The sequence below is a fragment of the Paenarthrobacter sp. NPDC018779 genome, from assembly GCF_044391085.1.
Taxonomy (GTDB): domain Bacteria; phylum Actinomycetota; class Actinomycetes; order Actinomycetales; family Micrococcaceae; genus Arthrobacter.
In genome coordinates this window covers 1-13885 of record NZ_JBIRZS010000013.1, presented here as the reverse complement: position 1 = coordinate 13885, position 13885 = coordinate 1, and the positions used below count along the sequence as shown (strand labels likewise).

The window sequence follows — 13885 nt, the reverse complement described above, 5'->3', positions numbered from 1 at the left end:
TCTCTCCTATCGCGTGGTGTTCTTGGAAGATTTGGACTTCAGGCGTTGGGCAACCAGATGCCCCGAACCGCCGGACAGGCCGGGGCCGGGATGCGTCGAAGCCCCGATGTGCCAGAGTCCTTTGATATGGGTGTGGTGCCCGGCTGCCTGCGGGAACGGGCGCCAGAGCAGGTTCTGGAAGAGCTCTGCAGAGCCGCCGTACGGGTCCCCGTTCACGGCGTTCGGGTTGCCCATCTCGAGGTCCGTGGGAGCGATGACGTCGGAGGCGAGGACCGTGGCGCTGAGACCCGGGGCGAACTCCTCCAGGCGCTGCAGGACCCGGCGGAGGTAGCCGGCTTTGAGTTCCGGAGTCCAGCCCTCTGCTACGGTCAGCTCTCCGGCCGCATCACCGACCGGCGAGTACGGAACCTCCTGGAGCTGCAGCCACAACGTTGCCTTGCCCTCGGGGGCCCTGGACGGATCCAGGACGCACTGCTGGCCGACCACGATGGTGGGCTCGGACGGCAACAGGCCCGCCTCCGCCTGTGCACACGCAATGCCAGTACTGTCCGAGCCGGTGCTTACATGGACCAGCGGAACCTCATTCAACCGTGGATCCAGCCAAGTCACTGGCTTGTCCAAGGCAAGGTGGATCTGCATGGCGCCGCGGCCGTTCTGGTACCTGCGGGCAGCCGCGGCGAGGTCTTCGGGGGCGCTGGGCAGGAGTCGAGTGTAGAGGGCCTGGGGTGACACGTTGGCCAGCACAGTCGAGGCGGCTACGATTCCTTGCGAGGTCCGCACCCCTGTCACCGAGCCGGAGACCGAGAGGATTTCCTGCGCCTCGGCACCCAGCATGATCCGGACGCCGTTGTCCCGCAGCAGGGATTCGAAGGCCGCAACGAACCGTGAGGCGCCGCACTTCACCACGGGCAACCCGAAGCCGTGCATGCTCATCGCCATGACGGGCAGCATGACACCTCCCGTGGCCTGGTCCGGACCGAGCCCCGCGTGCAGCAGCCAGGGGGCCCAGAGCTGGTCGGTCTCCCAGCCATCGAACCGGCTGCGGACGTAGTTCCGGCCGCTCATCACAGAGTCCCTTACGAACGCTTCGTTGGCCTTGATCCGGCCACTCCGCCACGCGCCGAACGCCAGTTTCGCCAGGTCCTTGAAGGAACGGAGCTCGGCCCCGAAGGCCCCAAAAACAGTGCCGGAGTGCTGGCCCAGGTCATCCAACATGGCCAGGTAGGCAGCTTGGTCCCGCGGTTCCTTGAACGCTTTCGCTGTCTCGGCAGGATCCCTGTGGGCGATGACTACACGGTGTTCTCCGGAGGCGGGATCCGCGGCGACGGAGGCCGTCACCGCGCCATCGGTGTTGCAGTACTCCAACCCGCGCTGGTGCAGCTCAGCACCCAAGGCGGCGTACGCACCGCCGGAGACGAACAACGGATGCCACGAGGAAAAGGAATCGTGGATGAACCCGGGTAGCGTCCGTTCACCGGAGTGGATGAAGCCTCCAAGACGGTCGGCCTGTTCGATCAGGCAGACCTTCTTGCCGTCCAGTGCCAGTTCCGCGGCGGCCACCAGGGAATTGATGCCGGAGCCGATGATGGCAACGTCGTTCATGGATCAACGCCTCTCAGAAATCGGGGTGGCTGGCGGTGGCGTGGTACTTGCCGCTGTGGAACACCAGGGGAGCGCCGCCGTCGTTGTTGTATCTCTCTACTTCGCCAACGTAGATCACATGGTCGCCGGCGTCGTGGCGCGACACCGTGCGGCACTGGAATGTTGCTACCGCTCCGTCAAGCAACGGCACCCCCGCGATGCCCTCGGAGGTAGACGCGCCTTCGAACTTGTCCGTGGCGGGCGTGGCGAACTGCCGCGAGAGGACGTGCTGGTCGCTGGCCAGGATGTTGATGGCGAAGTGCGAGGCTTCCTCGAAGTCGGTGAGACTGGGAGCCCGCTTGCTGGGGCACCACAGGACCAGCGGCGGTTCCATGGAAACAGACGTGAACGAGTTGGCTGTCATGCCCACTTTGCGGCCGTCGGGCGACACGGTGGTGACCACGGTGACACCCGTTGCGAACTGCCCCAGCGCACTCCGGAAGTCACGGACATCGAAAACGGCCGAGTCTTCTTCCTTGCGTGCCTGCATGAAGTCGGCGGCAGCCGTCGGATCGAACCACCATGGGTAGGAGGTTCGCGGATCGTCGAAGCCGGCCACGATGCTGGCGGCCAGGGCCGGATGCTCCGCGGCCTCGCGCAGGAGGGTTACTTGGTGGTCGCGTCGCGGCTTGAGGAGATCGTTGGTCCAGGCCACCGACCATTGGCCCCAGCCCCGCCAGAACTCGTCGAACGTCCGCTCCATCCATTCCCTGTCGAACGGCTGCTGTCCGCGGCGCACGATCGAATCGAGGTAATACTTGGCCGCCAGCGTTGCGTTGTTGGAGCCCTGGCCCGTCAGGGGATCGTTGAGGACTACGGCGTCGCCCAGTCCGAAGACCAGGCTGCCGTTCGGCAGTTCCCCGACGGCGGAGCGAACCGTAGGTGTGATACGGCCCAGGAGCGTGGCGCCGTCGTCGGTCAGCTTGGCGTCCTGGAACGCGGCGGCCTCATGCGGGAAATAGTCGCGCAGGATCTGCAGCGAACGCTCAAGCTGCTCTTCCGGACTTACGACGCCGGTCCAACAGTCCAGGGGGCCGCCCACCACGCCCTCGAACACCATCATGCGGCAGGGGCCGGATACCGTGAGGCCCGGGAAGGTGAAGAACTCACCCACTCCCGGCGCCATGGACATCCGGATGGCGGCAGCACCGCCGTCGTCCGTTCCATCAGCGGTGACGTAGTTTAGCGCGAGGACCCGCTGCGGGCGGTCGAACGGCGACTTCGCCTTGTCCCGCGGGAAGATCTGGCCGATCTCGCCCTTTCCCGTGCTGACGATGACCAGCTCATAATCCCGGGACAGCTCCTCGAGCATGCGCGGCGTGACCTTTTCGATGCGGAAGTCGCCTCCATTGGCCACGAACCGCTCGATCCAGTGGGCACTTTTGATGCGCTGGTCGATGGAACGGGCCGGTCCGTCCAGCGGAGCCTCCCACTCGATGGAGTCGCCGCCTTCCACCCGGAAGCGGATCGAGCCGATCCTCGGCGCTTCGGAGCCCTGGATCGCCGTGCCCATCTGCGCCTCGGCGTCGAGTGCGGTGGAGAACATGCACTGGCTGGACATGACCTTTCCGGTGCGGATTTGGGCCGCCAAACGGTCCGAGTACAGCGAGACGGAGTAGCCTTCCCGCTGCAGGCCCAAAGCCAGTTGGGCGCCGGATTCGCCGGCCCCGATGATTGCAATAGTGCGCATGGTGAGTCCTTGTTAGCAGGGGCGTGCTATTAAACTTTTGCCGCTTGCAGGCTCGCGAGGTAGTCCGCGGCCTTATCCGGGTACATGAACCACTCTTGGAACTCCGGCGGGTGGTTGAAGCCGTTGGCGAAGCGGTGGGCTATTTCCGGGGCCTGGTTGGCTGCGCCCAGGAGTTCCAGGACGTGCGGCGGGGGAGGAGCCAGCAAGGCGTTGGTCCACTGGGCAACGTGCTGCGCATAATCCCAGTACCGCTCGAACGTGGCCTGCATGAACGCGGCATCATAGGCGCCCGCGTGCTTGACGATGCTGTCCAGATACGACGCCGCGCACTTGCTCGCGTTGTTGGAACCCTGACCGGTGATGGGATCGTTCAAAACCACGACGTCGGCCAGGCCCAGTACCTGCCTCCCGCTGGGGAGCGTGGCAATCGGGTGGCGGACGGTGGGGGCAAAACGGCCCTGCAGGACGCCGTTGGGGTCGGTCAGTTCCGCGTCCGTGGCGCGTTCGGCCTCCCACGGGAGGAAGGTCTTCAGGATGTTCTTGGAGTTCTCCAAGTGCTCTTCCGGCGAGAGCCCCTTCCAGGAGTCCATAGGGCCGCCGGGCACACCTTCGAACACCATGATCTCGCAGGGGCCGGTGGTGGTGAGAGCCGGGAACACGAAGTATTCGCCTACGCCAGGGATGAGGTTGAAGGAAACGGCGGAGTACTCTTCGCGGGGCTTCAGTCCTGTGACATAGGTCAGGGCCAGCGCGCGCTGCGGGGCGTCATAGGTGCTGCGCTCGGCGTCGCGGGTAAAGAGCTGGGCGATTTCACCCTTGCCCGCGGCCACGATGACCAGCTCGGAGTTCAGCGCGTAACGTTCCAGGTCCTCAACGCCGGCATCCTCGAACACCAATTCGCCCCCGCGCTTGGTGAACTCCTCCATGAACCGGGGGAACTTGACGCGCTGGTCGATGGACTTGGCGTGGTTGTCCAGGCGGGAGGCCCAGCTGATGGCCTTCTCACCCGGCAATTCAGGGTGCGGGATGGTGAAGGAGATGCCGTCCACTGTGGGTGCGTCCGGCCAGAAGTCGAGGCCCAGGGCCCGCTCGTGCTCCAGGGCATTGTGGAAGATGCACTGGCTGGAGGCCACTCTGCCGTCCCGGATCTCTTCCGGCGTGCGGTTGGAAATGGTGGTCACGGCGAATCCGGCGTCCAGCAGGCCGATGCCGAGCTGAAGACCGGACTGGCCCGCGCCGACGATGGTGATGTGGCGTTGTGTCATGATTCTTGTCCTTCTGTGTAGTGGGACGTTCTTTGAAGCTATCCGGTGAGGTTTGGTGTTCAGTTGGCCGCGAGGAGGGGAATGGTTTCTTCGGCCCGCTCGGGGCCCAGGGCCGAGTAGCCGCCGTCAACCGCCCAATCGGCTCCGGTCACGAAGCTGGCTTGGTCGCCCGCAAGGAAGGCGACGACGTCACCCACCTCGTGAGGCCGGCCCACCCGCTTGAGGGCGTGGAAGGGGGCCGCGACGGAGTCTGTCTTTTCGAGGTTCCCGTTGGTGAGGGAATCCATGATGTTGCTCCATACCCAGCCCGGGCTAACCGAGTTGACCCGGATGTTGTCGGGTGCGAAGTCCACGGCCATGCTGCGCGTGACCTGGACGAGTGCGGCTTTGCTGGCCGGGTAGAGCCAGCGGCCGGTTTGGGCAACTGAGCTGGAGATGGATGTGAAGTTGATGATTACGCCGTGGCCGGACTTCTTGAGGTGCGGGCGGGCAGCGTTGCCCGCCATCACTGCGCTGACCAGGTTGACGTTGAGGGCCTCGAGCCAGTCGGCCCGCCCGGAGCCTGCGCCGTCGTCTTTGTACGTGCAGGCGAGGTTCACCAGGATGTCCAGGCTTCCGTGCATCGCCACGGTCTCTTCGATGAGCTCCTGGATGGCGGCGTCGTCGGTGATGTCCGTGTGGGAGTAGTGAATGCGGTCGCCCAGCTGTTTGGTGAGCGTGCCGCCGTCGGGGTCGATGTCGGCAACCACCACCGTGGCTCCTGCATCCCGCAGCGAGGTGACCACGCCTTGGCCCACCTTCGTTGCTCCGCCGGTGACGATCGCCGTCCTGCCTTCGAGTCCTGACATGGCCAAACCCTCTCCTTTGTGGATTGTGCTGATGCGGGACTATGACGTGGGTCATATCCGCCCTGAAAGAGACTCTAGGGAGCCGATGCGGCCCGGGAATATCCTCGATGCGCGGGGATCATCCGGAATGCGCAGGGTTGTGGAATCAGTCGCCTGGATACTGTTCGTCGGTCTCTTCAACCCATCCCACCCACGGTGCCGCCGTCAGTCGCGTGTCCGGCTGGTGGAGCTGGCGTTCCCACTCCTCGAAGTGCCGTTCCCACTCCTGGCGCCGATCGTGGACCAATTTGATGTTCTTCACGGGTCTCACCTCCCTCCGGTGCTGTTGCGGAAATATGACGTACGTCATACTTGTCCTAAGAGCGACTTTAGGCAGCGGCTGACAGAAGGAATATCCACTAGGCGTGGGGATCATCCGGAAAGCGAAAAGCTGCGAAAAGACCCCGTAAGTAGGTGCCACATGGTGAGGATCCTTCCCCGCGACGTCCTGCGCGGGCGGCCGACGACGGCCATCACGGACGTCGACGAGGCGCACCAGAAAATCGCGGAACTTTTCTGCGGCCATGAGCTCGCGCCCCGGACCAGGAAGTCTGCCGTGGATATGAAGCTGCGCTCCCTGCATCGAGGGGACGTGGGGATCGAGTTCCTGGACTACGGCGCTGATGTGCGGATTGAGCCCGAAGGCCTGCAGGACTTCCATCTGGTCCAGATTCCCCTGGCGGGGCATGCGTCCATGCAGGTGGGAGCCATCAACGTGGACTCCAGTCCCAGGATGGCCACTGTCCCGCCGATCGATCGGCCCTTCTCCATGTCCTGGGATAACGGAAGTCCGCACCTGATCGTTTATGTACGTCGGACCGCACTGCAACGGGTGGCACTGTCGCTCAATGGCGGCGCGGAACCGCAAGGCGGGCTCGGCTACGGCATGGACCTCACAACCGCAGCCGGCAGGGCCTTCCTGAGGTCCGTCGTCGAACTTCACGACGACCTCATCAGTAAGCCACAGGCCGCGGCGCCCGTGTTTGTGCAGGGCTTGCTGGCCGACAGCATGATGTCGCGGTTGCTGATGGCCATGGAGCCGCCCGCTGAACCCGCGGTAAGGGATGTTGAGTCCGAAAGCCGGCTCGTCCGTGAGTGCCGGGAGCTCCTGGAGCGCCACGCGTTCGAGGAACTGACTGTGCCGGACATCGCCGAGTGCCTGGGTGTTTCAGTGCGCACGCTGCAGACTGCCCTGCGCACGGAAACCGGCGCCTCGCCGTCGGAGTTGCTGCGGTCAATCCGGCTGGACCGTGCCCGCGAAATGCTCCTGGAATCCGACCCGCGGGAGCAGACGGTCACGGCAATCGCTGAACTGTGCGGCTTCACGCATCAGGGCCGGTTCTCGGCGCTGTACCTGCAGACATTCGGCGAGCTGCCCTCGGAGAGCCTGCGCCGCTGACCTGCGATACCGAGGAACACTATTGTGTGCTCACGTGCACAATAGTGCAGCTGAATGGAACCCGGGAAACTCAAGGGGTCTCAAGCGCAAGACTTTCGGAAGAGCTCTCCAACAATTAAGTACATGACTCGATTCGGCCCTAGAAATCAGGGATTCCGCGAGTCCCTTCTTCCGCCGGATTTAAATCTTCAGCACCCAACAATTAAGGCGACCTGTGGGTCCTACGCCTCCAGCACGTACGTTTTCAGGTCGTCCAGGGTCTGCTGCATGTGGGCGTCCATGGCCAGGCGGGCGTCGTTCGGGTTCCGGGAGCCAAGGGCGGACGCGATCTTCCGGTGGTGGCCGATTGCGTGCTTCTGGATCTCCGGGACCGCGGACGTCTCCGTGCGGCGGGCTTCCAGGACACGGTGCAGGGGTTCAAATAACACGGCGACGAAGACATTCCCGGAGGCGTGCAGGATGACGTCGTGGAATGCCAAGTCGGCCTCCACGAAGCCGGCGACGTCGTTGACTTCGTGCGCGGCCTGCATCTTCTCCACATGTGCTTCGAGGATGGCCAGGTCTTGGTCAGAGATTCGCTCGGCAGCAAGTTCGCAGGCGCCGGTTTCCAGCATGCGGCGGAGCTCGATGAGCTGGACCGCTGCTTCCGCGTCCTTGGTTCCTTCAGATGCAGCCCTAAGGACGGCTTCCAGCGAGGCCCACTGGTTGAGTGGGTTGACGAACGTTCCGCGGCCCCGCTCGACGCTGAGGATGCGCTGCGCTTCCAAGGTTTTCATGGCCTCGCGCACGGTCATGCGGCTCACCTCATGCTTGGCGCTGAGCTCAAGCTCGCCCGGGACCAGGGTCCCCGGCGGAAATTCGCCCGCAACGATCCTGTCCAGCAGCTCATCAGCAACGACGCCGACCAGCGACTTGCGCGCCATGTAGTCCCCATTTCTGTACTCCAGACCGTCCGCCCGAAGGATCTTCCTTCCCGGCGGAATGGTTGTCAGACATATTACGCTGGCGGTGGCCAGCTTGTTCTCCAAAATTCATTCAAAGTCGTTGCGCACTCACCCGGCTGCTCCCAGTGAACGTTGTGGCCCGCCCCCGGAATCGGCTTCAGTCGCCGTTTGGGCCCCTCTGCTACGAACGCCTGCATCTGCCCCATGGACCGCACGCGGTCGCCGGTTCCGGCTATCACCAGCAGTGGCGCCTGCACCCGCCCGGGTACTGAAGGTTCGACGCCGGTCATGGCCGCCTTCGCGCTCGCGGCCAGCACCGGGAAGGGAATATCGAATCCTCTGCCGAGTAACTCCCTGTCCTCCGCGGCAAGCTCCCCGTACCAGGCGTCCATGAGCTTGGCGCGGGTTCTTTCGTCAAAAAAGCCCTGTTCCAGTTGTGACTCGAGGAGCTGCCGAAAGCCCTCGTTTTGGGGCGCCGGGACCATTCCAACCAAGGTCACTGTCGCTACCAGTTCCGGCCTGGCCGCAGCCAACGTCAAAGAGACGCTTCCACCCATCGAGTGGCCCACCAGGTGCACACGCCCGGGTGGGTTGGCCTCGACCAGTGCGACCACGGAGGCCACAGCGGAGTCAAGGGTCCACTCGAATCCGGCGGGCAATGCGTCCCCCGAGCGGTACCCAGGCAGGTCGACGATCCAGACCGTCCGCCCGGCGTCGAGCAGTAACGACGCCAGTGGTTCCCAGTAGACCGAACCGGAGGCCCAGCCGTGGATCAGCACCACGGGAGTCTGATCCGGCGCGGGATGGTCCGGCGTCCGCACGTCCACAAAGCAGGATGCAGCCATGGTTCCAGCGTAGTGACGCGAGGCACCTTGCGCAGTCAGTAGCCGTGTGTCACACTAGCATTCAAATGTTAGATGTCTGACATCTTACATTCACAAATTTGCCACACAGATTTCCCACGATGGAGTGTCCCGTGATCCTTGAAGCCGATGTTCTGGCCGCTTTTCCGGCGGAAGTCCAGATCCCCGCGCAGCTCGTGGCCGACGCCGTTGCAGCGTCCTCTGCCGAAACACCAAAAGTCCTGGTGGTCCTGGATGACGACCCCACCGGCACGCAGTCTGTCGCCGACCTCGCGGTGCTGACCCGTTGGGACGTTGAGGACTTCACGTGGGCCTTCACCCACATCCGCGAACAGCAGACCAAGCCGGCCGTGTACGTGCTGACCAACACCCGCAGCCTGGACCCGGCAGAGGCAGCCGCCCGGAACGAGGAAATCGTCCGCAACGCCCTCGCCGCAGCCGCCGGGACCGTGAAGCTGGGCTTCGTGAGCCGCAGCGACTCCACCCTTCGCGGCCACTACCCGTTGGAACCGGATGTCATCGCCGCCACCGTCGCCAGGGAAACCGGTGAAAGCACCGACGGTGTGGTGATCGTTCCGGCTTTCCCCGACGCCGGTCGCGTCACCATCGGCGGGGTGCACTACATGCGGGCCTCCGGAGAAGATTCCGGTTCCCTCACCCCGGTGGCTGAGACGGAGTTCGCCAAGGACGCGTCCTTCGGCTTCGCCAATTCCGAGATGGCCAAGTATGTGGAGGAGAAGTCGCAAGGACGCTTCTCCGCGGAGAACGTCATTGTCCTGGACCTGAACATCATCCGCGCCGGTGCCTCGGCGCAGGATCCTGCCATTTCGGCCAAGGCCATCGCCGACGCCATCGAGTCCGCCACCGATTCCACCCCGATCGTGGCCGACATCGTCACGGAGAACGACTTCCGTGCGCTGGCCCTGGGCCTGGAAGAAGCAGAACGCCGCGGTAAGAACCTTCTCTACCGTGTGGGTCCGCCGTTCGTCCGCGGCCGCATCGGCCAGGACATCCGCGAAGCCCTCACCGGCGAAGAGGCCTACGCGGGCAACACCCCCTCCACAGCCGGCGGGCTCATTGTTGTGGGCTCCCACGTGGGCCTGACCACCCGCCAGCTCAACGTCCTCACAGCCGAGCACGGCAGCGCCCGGATCATCGAGATCGACGTCGAACAACTCCTCGCCGCCGAAACCGAGGCAGCAGCCGACGCGTTCATCGGCACCGTCGTGTCCGACGTCGTCGACGCCCTCCGCGAAGGAGACGTGATCGTCCACACCAGCCGCCTACTCATCAAGACCGACGACCCCGCAGCGAGCCTGCAGATCGCCCGCACCGTCTCGGCCGCCGTCGTATCCGTGGTGAACCGGACCCTGAAGACCTTCCCGCCGCGGTTCGTCATCGCCAAGGGCGGCATCACGTCCTCCGACGTAGCCGCGCACGGCCTGGAAATCCGCCACGCAATCGTCCGCGGCCCCATGCTCCCGGGCATCGTCTCCCTCTGGGAACCGGTGGACGGCCCCGCGAAGGGCATCCCCTACATCGTTTTCGCGGGCAACGTGGGCGACGACCGGTCCCTCGCCCAGGTCACCCGCAAACTCAGCAACACGTTCTAACAGCCAGAAATTCAATGGAGAACACCATGACCAGCAGCAACTACACCATCACCGTCCTGGGCCTCGGCGCCATGGGCCTGCCCATGGCTACCCGCCTCGCATCAGAGCTGACCGTGCATGGCTTCGACATCGCCGAGCCCCGCTTGGAGCTCGCCGCCGCAGAAGGCATCAAAACCTTCGCTTCCGCCCGCGAAGCCTCGCAGGACGCTGACGCGCTGCTCCTCGCTGTCCGCAACGGCGAGCAGCTCAACGATGTCCTCTTCGGCGAGAACGGCGTCGCTTCGGTCCTGAAGCCGGGCGCCGTCGTGATCCTGGGCAGCACGGTTGGCACGGAAGCCATCCCGGCCACGGTCGCGAAGCTCGCCGAGTACGGTGTGGCACTCGTGGACGCCCCTCTCTCCGGCGGTCCGAAGCGCGCCGGCGAAGGCGACCTGCTGATCGTGGTCGGCGCAGAGCCCGAAGCACTGGAGAAGGCCCGCCCCGCGCTGGAGCTCCTGGCCTCCACCCTGAGCATCGTTGGCGACAAGCCCGGCGACGGCCAGGCCCTCAAGACCGTCAACCAGCTCCTGTGCGGTGTGCACATCGCCGCCGCCGCCGAAGCCATGGCCCTCGCCGACGCCCTCGGCCTGGACCAGGCGAAGACCCTGGCCGCACTCGAAGCCGGTGCCGCAGGCTCGTTCATGCTCTCCAACCGCGGCCCCCGCATCCTGGAGGCCTACACCGAGGACGGTGCCGAGGTCCTTAGCCGCCTGGACATCTTCGTGAAGGACATGGGCATCGTGGGCAAGGCAACCCGCGCCGCCGGTCTCGCTGCACCTGTGGCCGCCGCAGCTGAACAGCTTTACCTCCTCGGCCAGGCCCAGGGCCTCGCCGCCGCCGACGACTCCGCCGTCATCAAGGTCGTCGCGCCCGCCAAGCGCACCGCCTAAGCACCACCGCTTTCCCGCACCCCAGCGTTAAGCACCCCCAGTAAAACCCGCGACGACGGCGGTCCCCCCTTCGCCGTCGCCGCCCCCTTTCGCCGGTCTTCTAGACTGGTATGTCAAAGGAGACACTCCCCAAATGAATCCCCTCATTAACTCGTTGATGGTTCGTGCGGCCGACGCGCCCGCCATCAAGCCCGCAGTGGAGCTGGGTACTCCGCTGCTGCTGACCATCGCCGCCGCAGGCATCGCCTTGCTGCTGGTGCTGATCATCCGCTTCAAGATCCAGGCCTTCGTGGCCCTCCTTGCCGTGAGCATCCTGGTTGGCGTTGCCGCGCAGATCCCGCTCAAGGACATCTTCACTGTGGTGACCAACGGTGTGGGCAGCACCATGGGCAAGGTCGCCTTGCTCATTGCCCTCGGCGCCATCCTTGGCCGCATGATCGAGGTTTCGGGCGGCGTCCAGTCGCTGGCCACGCACTTCACCGAGAAGCTCGGGGCCAAGCGCGTCGCCATTGCCCTCACCGCTGTCGGCTTCCTCGTAGCGATTCCTGTCTTCTTCGAAGTGGGCGTCATCGTCCTGGTTCCGATCGTGTATGCCTTTGCCAAGATCGCGAACGTCCACCCCATCAAGTTCGGCCTGCCCATGGCCGGCATCATGCTGTCCATCCACGTGGCTGTTCCGCCGCACCCGGGCATCGTTGCCGGCGCAGGCGTTTTCGGTGCCGACATTGGACTCATCACGCTGATCTCCCTGATCATCTGCATCCCGCTCGGCTTCCTGTCCTACTGGGTTGCCAGCATCATGAACCGCAAGGATTACGAGCTCCTTCCCGGCGTCAAGCAGCAGGTTGACGAGTTCGGCTCCGACTCCCTGGTCCACGTAGGCCACGACGGTCCCGGCGCCCGCGCCATCGCTCCGCCGCGCCCCGGCCTCATCATGTTCCTGATCGCCGCTCCGATCGTCCAGATCCTCCTCGGCACCGTCGGCACGCTGACCATTGCCAAGGACAACTACTGGTACGGCGTCGCCTCGTTCATCGGCAACCCGTTCTTCGCACTCCTGGTTGCCGTGGCGCTCTCCTTCTTCCTGCTGGCCGTCCGCCGCAACTGGTCCCTCAAGGAAACCGGCGAAATCTTCGAAGGCGCGCTGCCTCCCATCGCGTCGATCCTGATGGTGGTTGCAGCCGGTGGCGTCTTCGGTGAAGTCCTCCGTACGTCAGGCATCGGCGCCGCCCTGTCCCACACCCTGGACAGCCTTGGCCTGCCGGTCATCGTGCTCGGCTTCATCATCTCCCTCGCCCTCCGCGCCGCCCAGGGTTCGGCCACCGTGGCCATCGTGACCACCACGGGCCTGCTCACTTCCGCCGTCATGGAAGGTGGCTACTCGCCCGCCCAGATCGCCGTGATCGTCATCGCCATCGGCTTCGGCTCACTGGGCCTGTCCCACGTGACCGACGCCGGCTTCTGGACAGTGATCCGCTACTACGGCCTCACCGTTTCCGACGGCCTCAAGACCTGGACCGTCCTGACCACCATCCTGGGCCTGGCAGGCTTCGTACTCACCTACGTTGCATGGATCCTGGTGGGAGGCCTGGCCCACTGATGCGTGTTGCACTCGATCAGCTGGTCAGCTCCGCCCTTTCCTCCGGCTCGGCAGTCCCGGCGTTCACTTGCTACGACTTCACCACTGCGCTGGCCGTTGTGTCCGCGGCGGAGGAAGCCCGGCTTGGCGTCATCCTGCTGGTGGCCCCGAAGACCGCATCCACCCCTAACGGCCTGCGGCTCATCGCGGCCCTCCGCGGTTTGGCTGATTCCGCCAGCGTCCCGGTCTCGGTCCAGCTGGACCACGCCTCGGACCTTGCCGTGATTCGTGAAGCCGTCGCTGCTGGTGCCGACGCGGTCCTCGCCGACGGTTCGTCACTGGCTTACGAGGACAATATCGCCTTGGTTCGCGAAGTCCGTGCGATGCTGGACGCTTCCGGTCACACCGCCGTCGTGCTTGAAGCGGAACTGGGCGGCCTGGCTGGCGACGAGGACAAGGCGTTCGGCGCCTCGGTGGACACGCACGACGCCGGCACTTCCGTTGCGGGGCTGACTGACCCGGCGCAGGTGGCTGACTTCGTTGAGCGCACCGGCGCGCAGTTGCTGGCTGTTGCGGTGGGCAACGTGCATGGGAAGTACAAGGGCGAGCCCAACATCCGGTGGGACGTTCTGCAGGACGTAGCGTCCCGGACGGACGTCCCGCTGGTGCTCCACGGTGCTTCCGGGATCCCGGCCGATGAGCTGGCCAAGGCTCCGTCCCTGCGCGTGGGCAAGGTGAACTTCAACACCGAACTCCGCACGGGCATCCTCGCCACGCTCGAGTCCGAAACCGCAGGCCACCGTGCTGACGGCGAGAACCTGCAGGGCCTGCTGGCGCGTTGGAATTCCTCGGCCGCGGGCTTCGCGGGCGCCACGCTGGAGTTGCTCAGCGCCTAGGGCGTGTCTCCTAAAGATGTCAGCCAGATGCTGATGGCTCGCAGGACGGCTCCACCGCGGTACGTGAGGGCGAGTTTGTCGTAACGGGTTGCCAGGGCTCGCCACTGCTTGAAGATGTTGAAGTTTCGTTCGACGACGTTGCGGCCTTTGTAGTCTTCCTTGTCGAAGGCCGGGGGTCG

13 protein-coding genes are annotated in these 13885 nt (G+C 64.8%); 5 read left to right on the top strand and 8 right to left on the bottom strand.

Annotated features, from left to right (window positions below; translation table 11 throughout):
• Window positions 1-6: 6 nt before the first annotated feature.
• The 5 genes from ACH488_RS13980 to ACH488_RS13960 all read right to left on the bottom strand — a co-directional run bounded on the left by ACH488_RS13980 (window position 7) and on the right by ACH488_RS13960 (window position 5745).
• Complete coding sequence (locus ACH488_RS13980; RefSeq protein ID WP_397325080.1) at window positions 7-1602, bottom strand: phytoene desaturase family protein; 1596 nt, start codon at window positions 1600-1602, stop codon at window positions 7-9.
• 13 nt (window positions 1603-1615) lie between these two features.
• A complete protein-coding gene (locus ACH488_RS13975; RefSeq protein ID WP_397325079.1) occupies window positions 1616-3331 on the bottom strand; it encodes a flavin reductase in 1716 nt (571 codons plus the stop codon).
• A gap of 29 nt (window positions 3332-3360) precedes the next feature.
• Complete coding sequence (locus tag ACH488_RS13970) at window positions 3361-4596, bottom strand: styrene monooxygenase/indole monooxygenase family protein (RefSeq protein WP_397325077.1); 1236 nt, start codon at window positions 4594-4596, stop codon at window positions 3361-3363.
• A gap of 59 nt (window positions 4597-4655) precedes the next feature.
• Entirely contained in the window at window positions 4656-5444 is a 789-nt protein-coding gene (locus ACH488_RS13965) for an SDR family oxidoreductase (protein WP_397325076.1), read from the bottom strand.
• A 145-nt stretch (window positions 5445-5589) separates the two neighbouring features.
• Window positions 5590-5745, bottom strand: a complete 156-nt coding sequence (locus ACH488_RS13960) for a hypothetical protein (protein WP_397325075.1) — start codon at window positions 5743-5745, stop codon at window positions 5590-5592.
• A gap of 159 nt (window positions 5746-5904) precedes the next feature.
• Between ACH488_RS13960 and ACH488_RS13955 the strand changes: the two genes are divergently transcribed.
• Window positions 5905-6882 carry an AraC family transcriptional regulator gene (locus ACH488_RS13955; protein ID WP_397325073.1) on the top strand — a complete coding sequence of 326 codons (978 nt, stop codon included), beginning with the start codon at window positions 5905-5907 and terminating at the stop codon, window positions 6880-6882.
• Window positions 6883-7103: 221 nt separating this feature from the next.
• On the opposite strand, the gene ACH488_RS13950 is transcribed toward ACH488_RS13955, so the two are convergent.
• Both ACH488_RS13950 and ACH488_RS13945 read right to left on the bottom strand, forming a co-directional pair.
• The gene (locus tag ACH488_RS13950; protein WP_397325072.1) at window positions 7104-7805 is read right to left on the bottom strand and encodes a FadR/GntR family transcriptional regulator; all 702 of its coding nucleotides are present in this window, start codon (window positions 7803-7805) and stop codon (window positions 7104-7106) included.
• A 74-nt stretch (window positions 7806-7879) separates the two neighbouring features.
• Entirely contained in the window at window positions 7880-8671 is a 792-nt protein-coding gene (locus tag ACH488_RS13945; protein ID WP_397325070.1) for an alpha/beta fold hydrolase, read from the bottom strand.
• Between the two features lie 131 nt (window positions 8672-8802).
• Here ACH488_RS13945 and ACH488_RS13940 point away from each other — a divergent pair, with 131 nt between their 5' ends.
• The 4 genes from ACH488_RS13940 (at window position 8803) to ACH488_RS13925 (ending at window position 13706) form a co-directional block, all read left to right on the top strand.
• Window positions 8803-10302 (top strand): four-carbon acid sugar kinase family protein, encoded by a 1500-nt coding sequence (locus tag ACH488_RS13940; RefSeq protein WP_397325069.1) that lies wholly within the window; start codon window positions 8803-8805, stop codon window positions 10300-10302.
• 26 nt (window positions 10303-10328) lie between these two features.
• Window positions 10329-11231 (top strand): NAD(P)-dependent oxidoreductase, encoded by a 903-nt coding sequence (locus tag ACH488_RS13935; RefSeq protein ID WP_397325067.1) that lies wholly within the window; start codon window positions 10329-10331, stop codon window positions 11229-11231.
• 133 nt (window positions 11232-11364) lie between these two features.
• On the top strand, window positions 11365-12831 hold the full coding sequence (locus tag ACH488_RS13930) for a GntP family transporter (protein ID WP_397325066.1): 1467 nt from the start codon (window positions 11365-11367) through the stop codon (window positions 12829-12831).
• Window positions 12831-13706, top strand: coding sequence for a class II fructose-bisphosphate aldolase (locus ACH488_RS13925; RefSeq protein ID WP_397325065.1), 876 nt, complete (start codon window positions 12831-12833; stop codon window positions 13704-13706). Before ACH488_RS13930 ends, ACH488_RS13925 begins: the two co-directional genes overlap by 1 nt.
• Here ACH488_RS13925 and ACH488_RS13920 read toward each other — a convergent pair.
• On the bottom strand, window positions 13703-13885 hold a 183-nt coding region (locus ACH488_RS13920), incomplete at its 5' end, for a transposase (protein ID WP_397325063.1). The two genes, ACH488_RS13925 and ACH488_RS13920, sit on opposite strands and share 4 nt — an antisense overlap.

Excerpts from the sequence above, each read along its gene's own strand:
- ACH488_RS13980 (WP_397325080.1), bottom strand. The coding sequence starts at position 1,602 with ATGAACGACGTTGCCATCATCGGCTCCGGCATCAATTCCCTGGTGGCC.
- ACH488_RS13975 (WP_397325079.1), bottom strand. The coding sequence starts at position 3,331 with ATGCGCACTATTGCAATCATCGGGGCCGGCGAATCCGGCGCCCAACTG.
- ACH488_RS13970 (WP_397325077.1), bottom strand. The coding sequence starts at position 4,596 with ATGACACAACGCCACATCACCATCGTCGGCGCGGGCCAGTCCGGTCTT.
- ACH488_RS13965 (WP_397325076.1), bottom strand. The coding sequence starts at position 5,444 with ATGTCAGGACTCGAAGGCAGGACGGCGATCGTCACCGGCGGAGCAACG.
- ACH488_RS13955 (WP_397325073.1), top strand. The coding sequence starts at position 5,905 with ATGGTGAGGATCCTTCCCCGCGACGTCCTGCGCGGGCGGCCGACGACG.
- ACH488_RS13950 (WP_397325072.1), bottom strand. The coding sequence starts at position 7,805 with ATGGCGCGCAAGTCGCTGGTCGGCGTCGTTGCTGATGAGCTGCTGGAC.
- ACH488_RS13945 (WP_397325070.1), bottom strand. The coding sequence starts at position 8,671 with ATGGCTGCATCCTGCTTTGTGGACGTGCGGACGCCGGACCATCCCGCG.
- ACH488_RS13935 (WP_397325067.1), top strand. The coding sequence starts at position 10,329 with ATGACCAGCAGCAACTACACCATCACCGTCCTGGGCCTCGGCGCCATG.
- ACH488_RS13930 (WP_397325066.1), top strand. The coding sequence starts at position 11,365 with ATGAATCCCCTCATTAACTCGTTGATGGTTCGTGCGGCCGACGCGCCC.
- ACH488_RS13925 (WP_397325065.1), top strand. The coding sequence starts at position 12,831 with ATGCGTGTTGCACTCGATCAGCTGGTCAGCTCCGCCCTTTCCTCCGGC.